5 protein-coding genes are annotated in these 3,806 nt (G+C 70.3%); 1 reads left to right on the top strand and 4 read right to left on the bottom strand.

Annotated features, from left to right (window positions below):
* On the top strand, nt 1–1,010 hold a 1,010-nt coding region (locus tag Q0L11_RS15420), incomplete at its 5' end, for a hypothetical protein (RefSeq protein WP_296598387.1).
* A gap of 4 nt (nt 1,011–1,014) precedes the next feature.
* Here Q0L11_RS15420 and Q0L11_RS15415 read toward each other — a convergent pair.
* The 4 genes from Q0L11_RS15415 to Q0L11_RS15400 all read right to left on the bottom strand — a co-directional run.
* A complete protein-coding gene (locus tag Q0L11_RS15415) occupies nt 1,015–1,497 on the bottom strand; it encodes a hypothetical protein (RefSeq protein WP_296598386.1) in 483 nt (160 codons plus the stop codon).
* A 77-nt stretch (nt 1,498–1,574) separates the two neighbouring features.
* A complete protein-coding gene (locus Q0L11_RS15410) occupies nt 1,575–2,306 on the bottom strand; it encodes an RluA family pseudouridine synthase (RefSeq protein ID WP_296598385.1) in 732 nt (243 codons plus the stop codon).
* 9 nt (nt 2,307–2,315) lie between these two features.
* A complete protein-coding gene (locus tag Q0L11_RS15405; RefSeq protein ID WP_296598384.1) occupies nt 2,316–2,768 on the bottom strand; it encodes a hypothetical protein in 453 nt (150 codons plus the stop codon).
* 65 nt (nt 2,769–2,833) lie between these two features.
* On the bottom strand, nt 2,834–3,806 hold a 973-nt coding region (locus Q0L11_RS15400; RefSeq protein ID WP_296598383.1), incomplete at its 5' end, for a replication-associated recombination protein A.

Here is a 3,806-nt window from a genome sequence, read left to right as displayed (position 1 = left end):
ACCAGGACGTCCACCACCGCATCGGCGAGACCGACGTGCTGGTCGCCATGACCACCGAGGATGGCGTCGCCGCCCAGGCCGTGGGCATGAAGGCCCTGGAGGACGTGCTCGAGTTCTTCCTGGGCTCGGTGGAGCACACGGACGTGCGCATCCGCACGGTCAACCGGATCGACGGCGACGAACTGACCGTCGCGGACGTGGACCCGGCCGCCCTGGCGGTGGCGCTGGAGACGAACGAGGCCCAGTCCTACCGCCGCCAGGTCAGCGCCGAGCGCGAGCGCGAGCGCAACCCGGTGTCGTTCGTGGCGGCGAACGGCCAGCGCCTGCAGATCGACTTCGCGCTCGAGCACATCGTCAGCCTGAGCCACAAGGTCACCGCCGTCCTGCGGGTCGAGCCGACGATCTCCTATGCGGCGACGGGCGAGATCATTCCGGCCCGCCGGTTCAGCCGCCTGCCGGACGAGGACATGCTGGCCATCGACCGCGCCACCCTGGCGTTCGCGGCGCTGTTCACGCCCATGGACGCCCGCAGCCAGCCGCCGGTGATCGTGCCGGTCTCGTTCCGCACGATGGGCGCGCGCAAGGGCCGCCATCTGCTGATGAACGTGGAGGGCGTCACCCCCGAGCGCGTCCGCCAGGGCGTCATGCTGGAATTCGTCGACATCGACCGCGGCACGCCGACCGGCCGGATGGTCGAGGTGGTGAGCCTCGTCGGCCGGCTCACGCGGGGCGTGCTGGCGCGGCTCCAGCCGGGCCGCGATTCGCTGCATCCGGTTCAAGGCGCCCGGTTCAACGGTCTGACGCTGGACTTCGCGGACGTCGCCCTGCCGATCAGCAAGGTCGAGGACCTGATGCGGACGATGGCGCATCAAATGCGCGGCAAGGCCCCCGCCCTGATCGCCCAGGGACTCGACGGGTTCGCCCACATGGACCTGGCCGACAAGGCGGGCTTCACCCACGCCAGCATGCGCTCACCGCCGATCACTCAGCTCAGCCGGGACGTGGCCTGACCCGCTAGATGCGCTCGCCCAGCGTCCGGCGCAGCGCCCGGGCGTCGTAGGCGTCGCGGCCCAGCGGCCGCTGGCCCTTCCCCATCACCACCTCGATCGTCGTGGCCAGCGAAGGACCGCCGCCGAGGTTGAACGTCGTGCCGACGCCGACGCTCACCCCGCTGCGGTAGCCGAAGTCGCCGCCGCCGACGCCGACGCCCACGCGCGGCCCGCGGTCCGGCCGGCCCTCGGTGAAGCGGTCGGTGACCTGGAACCAGTCGTAGCCGCCGGCGATCGCCAGGTCGGCGGCGCGCACCAGGGCATAGTCCATCACCTGTTGCGGCGGCGCGCCGGGGCCGCCGCGGAACGTGACCCGATAGCGCCCGGGCTCAATCCGGTACTCTGAATAGCCCACGCCATCCGGCCGGGCCGCGGGCTGATAGAGCGTGGGGGTGGTGGCGCAGGCGGCGAGCGACAGGGCGGCGACGGCGATGATCAAGCGCTTCATGGCGAACGGTCCAACTCGGAAAGGCGTGTCCCTTCCGGTGCTTGTACGCCGAAACGGGCGATCTGGCGGCGCCGTTCCTAGCCGAGGCCCAGCGTCGCGATCATCTGGGCCATGTCTTGTGGCGGCGGCGCTTCCAGGCGCTTGGTTCCGCCGCCCGGATGCGGGAACGCCAAGGCCGCCGCGTGCAGCATCAGCCGCGGCACGGGATGACCGGCCACCACCAGTGCGCCGCCGTAGCGCGGATCGCCGGCGATGGGTCGGCCAATGTGGGCCAGGTGGACGCGGAGCTGGTGCATGCGGCCGGTTTCCGGATCCAGCTCCAGCAACGCAGCGCCCGGCGCCTCGGCCAGCGTGCGATAGCGCGACACCGCCCGTTCGGCGTCCGGGTGGTCCGCCGGGCACGGTCGCATGTGGGCCTCGCGCCCCTGCTCGTCGCGGCGCAGCGCCTGGTCGATCCGCCCCCCCTTTGGCTCGGGCGCGCCAGGCGTCACGATCGCCAGGTAGGTCTTCGAAAACTTCCGCGCCATCAACGCCTTGCCGAGGAAACCTGCGGCCGGCTTGGTCTTGGCGGTGAGGATGACCCCCGAGGTGTCGCGATCCAGGCGATGGATCAGGCGGGGCCGCGCCTTGCCGGGCTTGGCGAAGGCCCAGAGCAGCTCGTCCAGCGTATGCACCTGCCCTCGCCCGCCCTGGCTCGACAGTCCCGACGGCTTGTTGAGCGCCAGGATGTCGGCGTCTTCGTACATGACGAGGCCGCGGACGAAGGCGACCTCTTCGGCGGAGAGCTGGACGGGCTGCGGGGCTTTCACCCCCGCGGTCTAGCGGAGCACGCCCTGCTTCGCCATCCGGGCCGAGTACCAGAGGAAGAACACGATGCCGGCGCAGATCACGCCGTTCATGATCGCCCCCTGCGTTCCGAACAGGCGGCCGCCTTCCGAGAGCAGGTGCGTATAGACCTGGCTGGCGAGGAACCCGATCAGCGAGAGGCCGAAGGCGTGCACGGCCCACTTCGAGCGGGCGAGGAGCAGCAGCGTTCCCGCGACCGAGCCCCAGACGCCGATCGCCCAGCACGCGACCATCCAGAGCGGCATGGCGTGGAAGTAGGCCACCTGCCCGTCGTTCATGCCGGCGCTGCGCAGGTAGGCGTCGCCCCCTGTCATGCTCATCACGTAGTCGTAGCCGCCGAAGCCGTTCCAGAGCACGGCGAGCAGGCCGACGAGCCAGAAATGCCAGGCCGGCCCAGCCCGCGGAACGTCCGCAGTCGCAGTCATGGTCTTCCTCCCCAGGAAAGAGGCGGAAAGCCTATGCCCACATCTTCCGGAGAACAATGGTCGCGCTATTCGCCGCCGCGCTCGCGGCGCATCTGCGCCCAGCGGTCCAGGCGCTCCTTGATCCGCGCCTCCGAGCCTTCGCCCCGCGGCTGGTAGAACTGGCGGCGCGCCATCCCGTCCGGGAAGTAGTTCTGGCCCGAGAAGCCTTCCGGGGCATCATGATCGTAGGCGTAGCCCTTGCCGTAGCCGAGGTCCTTCATGAGCCTGGTCGGCGCGTTGCGGATATGCGCCGGCGGCATCAGCGAACCGGTCTCCTTGGCCGCCTTCATCGCCGCCTTGTAGGCCACGTAAACGGCGTTCGACTTCGGCGCGGCGGCCAGATGGACGACGAGTTGCGCCAGCGCGATCTCACCCTCGGGCGAGCCCAGGAAGTCGTAGGTGTCCTTGGCGGCGTTCGCGAGCACCAGGCTCATGGGGTCGGCCTCGCCGATGTCCTCGGCCGCCGCCCGGATCAGGCGCCGGGCGATGAACAGCGGGTCCTCGCCGCCGGTCAGCATGCGCGCCAGCCAATAGAGCGCCGCGTCGGGGTCGGAGCCGCGGATCGACTTATGCAGGGCCGAGATGAGGTTGTAGTGCTCCTCGCGATCCTTGTCGTAGGCCGGGCTGCGCTTCTGCAGCACCTGGCCCAGGCCCTTGGTATCGAGAGGCGTGGCCGACCCGATGTTGAACAGCGTCTCGGCCAGGGTCAGCAGGTAGCGCCCGTCGCCGTCGGCCATCGCAAGCAGGGCGGCGCGGGCCTCCCGGTCGAGCGGCAGCGCGCGGCCCTCATGCTCCTCCGCCTTCGCCAGCAGGGTCTCCAGCGCCTCGTCGTCCAGGCGCTTCAGCACATAGACCTGGCAGCGCGAGAGCAGCGCCCCGTTGAGCTCGAACGACGGGTTCTCGGTGGTCGCCCCGACCAGGGTGACGACGCCCTCCTCAACGAAGGGCAGGAAACCGTCCTGCTGGGCGCGGTTGAAGCGGTGGATCTCGTCGACGAAC

Source organism: Phenylobacterium sp. (assembly GCF_024508875.1).
Classification (GTDB): domain Bacteria; phylum Pseudomonadota; class Alphaproteobacteria; order Caulobacterales; family Caulobacteraceae; genus Phenylobacterium.
The sequence above is the reverse complement of the archived record's forward strand: the minus strand, read 5'-3'. Positions and strand labels throughout refer to the sequence as shown.

What these genes read in the sequence shown, in the direction of transcription:
- Q0L11_RS15415 (WP_296598386.1), bottom strand. Translation starts at nt 1,497, where the DNA reads ATGAAGCGCTTGATCATCGCCGTCGCCGCCCTGTCGCTCGCCGCCTGC.
- Q0L11_RS15405 (WP_296598384.1), bottom strand. Translation starts at nt 2,768, where the DNA reads ATGACTGCGACTGCGGACGTTCCGCGGGCTGGGCCGGCCTGGCATTTC.